Annotated in this window: 1 protein-coding gene and 1 pseudogene; one reads left to right on the top strand and one right to left on the bottom strand. The window is 55.6% G+C overall.

Annotated features, from left to right (window positions below):
• Positions 1-218, top strand: a pseudogene (locus AXF19_RS14660) (group II intron reverse transcriptase/maturase); the annotation flags it as partial.
• An 82-nt stretch (positions 219-300) separates the two neighbouring features.
• On the opposite strand, the gene AXF19_RS01775 reads toward AXF19_RS14660, so the two are convergent.
• Positions 301-2,250, bottom strand: coding sequence for a methyl-accepting chemotaxis protein (locus tag AXF19_RS01775; RefSeq protein WP_216634955.1), 1,950 nt, complete (start codon positions 2,248-2,250; stop codon positions 301-303).
• Positions 2,251-2,718 lie beyond the last annotated feature (468 nt).

Raw genomic sequence — 2,718 nt, 5'->3', positions numbered from 1 at the left:
TCTGGAAGCAATGGAAGAAGCCGAGGACGAAGATTCGTAATTTATGCAAGTTGGGAGTTCCCCTTGAAACAGCCTACAAAGCAGGAAACTGCCGGAGAGGTTGTTGGTGGACAAGCAACACGGTGGCGGTCAAGATGGCAATGACAAAAGAAAGACTGATACGCTTCGGCTTTTATGATTTAGCCGAGGCATATCAGTCTGTACACGCAACCTATTGAAACCGCCGTGTACCGAACGGTACGCACGGTGGTGTGAGAGGACGGCGGCTAATCACCGTCTCCTACTCGATTCTGTACGGAATCAGAGTTTGAACTTCTGAACGTCGCTCTTGAGTTCCTCGGCGAGTGTGGAGAGCGTGCCTGTCGAGGCTGCGATCTCCGTATTCGATGCCGCCTGTTCCTCGGCAAGCGCGGAGACATCGTTTGCCTCCTGATGGATGATGTGCGAGATCTCGTGGAGTTTTTCGATGGCTGCCATCGAACTCTCCGCGCCCGTGCGCGTCTCCTGACTTGCGACGGCGATCTTCTCGATTTCGACCGTCAGGCTCTGGATGAGCGCGGCGATGGTGTCGAATTTGCCGCCCGCCTCCTTGACCTGTGCGACGTTCTTCTTGACCTCCGCCTGCTGTTCCTTCGTGAGGTCAAATGCCGTCTGGATCTGCGCGGAGTTGTTGCTGATGATGCCGTTGATCTGCTGGGCGGCAGACTCGGACTCCTCCGCGAGCTTCCTGACTTCCTCCGCGACGATGGCAAAGCCGCGTCCCTGTTCACCCGCGCGTGCCGCCTCGATTGCGGCGTTGAGCGCGAGCAGCTTTGTCTGTCCCGCGATATTTGTAATGACCTCGTTGATGTCGGCAATCCGCTTCGACCCGTCGTAGAGTTCCCGTACGGCGTCGCCAACCTGCTTTGCACCGGCGGCAATGCGCTCGACACCGCGTACGAGGTCGTTCAGCATCTCGCGCCCTTCCTGCGTCTCTGTGTGCGTGGATGAGGCGGCGGCGGTCACGTCGTCGACGGACTGCGCGACGATCTCCATCTGCCTTGTCGTCTGCTGCGCTTTTGCCGTGGCATCCTCTACGATGCGGCTCTGCTCCGCCGTCTGCTCGACGATGTTGATGACTGCTGACGCTGCTGACTGGGATGCCGCCGCTGTGGTGGATGTGTTCGCGGAGAGGTCGGTCGATGCCGTAAAGACCTGCTCGGAGGCACGCTTTGTGCCTGCGACCATGTCGCGCAGGAAACGCACCATCTTTGCACAGTTGTTCTGCAGCGAACCGATCTCGTCCGTGCGTGCACTCTCCTCGATGCGATGCGAGAGGTCGCCGCCGGCCAGTTTGCTGATCGTTGCATCCAATTCGGACATCGGATTTGTGATATCGCGGATGAAGAGGGTGACGATAGCGCCGAGGATGAGGAAGGCAATCAGGCTGACAAGCCCAATCACGATGGAGATGTACGACACTGCGGCAAATGCCTCGTCGTGGGGGACGCTCACGACAACCGTCCAGCCCGTTGTGCCGACCGGCTTCGAGGCGAAGTACATCTTCGTTCCTTCGAATTCGCCCTCAAACACATCTTCCTTGCTCGACATGAGGCGCGCGGCGAGATCCTTGTATTTGCCGCTGTCCAGTTCTGTGATCGGAGGCCCCTGGAACTCGTGATTGCGATGGTAGACGAACTCCCCCTTGGGACCGAGGACGAATACCGAGCCGGTCTCGCCGATTTGGATCTTGTCAAAGAGGTTCATGACCTCGGCGAGTGAGACGTCCAAGCCGATGACAGCAACAAGAGAGCCGTTCTGCATCATCGGTTTGCCGAGCGTAACGGTGATGCCCGTGCCACCGACGGTCGACCAATATGGCTCGGTCATGAAGACCTTGCCTGTTGCGACCGCACCCTTGAACCACGGACGCGTGCTCGCGTCGAATCCCTCGGCAATGCCGTCCTTCGTGGTCATGACACCCTTTGGATCGGAGTAGAGAAGAACCGAGGCATGGTCTGCCTTTGAGATCGCTTGGCAGGCTGCGTTCATGTCCTCGGCGGACGGTGCCTTGTTGTTCCATGCGATGCCGACGGAGTCGAGTGTCGCCACGCGCTGCTCAATGAAGTCATCGAGTGCCATCTCGCAGCGCGTTGCCGTCTCGCGCATGATCGTTGCGGTTGAGGTCTCGATGGAGTTGATCGCAATTGCGCGGATGACGAGTCCGAGGACGAGAAATGCGAGGAGCAGAGGGACTCCGATCCCAATCATAAGTTTTGGACGAAGCTTCATTATAATTTCCCCATTCTTGATAAAGTTATCCGACTTTTTTCACTTTCTTTTTCGCTACACAGGACGAAACTCCTTTCTCCCAAGTTGTTGTCCTGTGATTATAGCATGCAATCTTCGATATTTCTATTACTTATATCAAATATATTTATTTTTAACTAAAACAATATGAAACGGAATTGTTCGATTTGTCTCGTATATAGACATATTTGTTGTTAGGGAGGAATGTCCCACATTGATCCGAGTCCTCTTTGGTTCTATGATAAATGTTACGGAATGCCACCGTGCGCACTCCACGCAAACGCTTAGTTACGCAAGCGGTCGCGTTCTCGTTCGCCTAAATACCTGCGGACTTCTTAAACGCGCTTCGCTTGAACGAAAGAAATCCGCAGGGGGCGAGTCGAACGCTTTTCTCCGCTTGCTCCACTAGGGTTTGCTTAGGAGCATCGC

The sequence above is a fragment of the Selenomonas sp. oral taxon 126 genome (genome assembly GCF_001683335.1).
In the GTDB taxonomy this organism is placed as follows: Bacteria; Bacillota; Negativicutes; order Selenomonadales; family Selenomonadaceae; genus Centipeda.
Note: the sequence above shows the minus strand (reverse complement) of the source record. Positions and strands in the feature narration are given on the sequence as shown.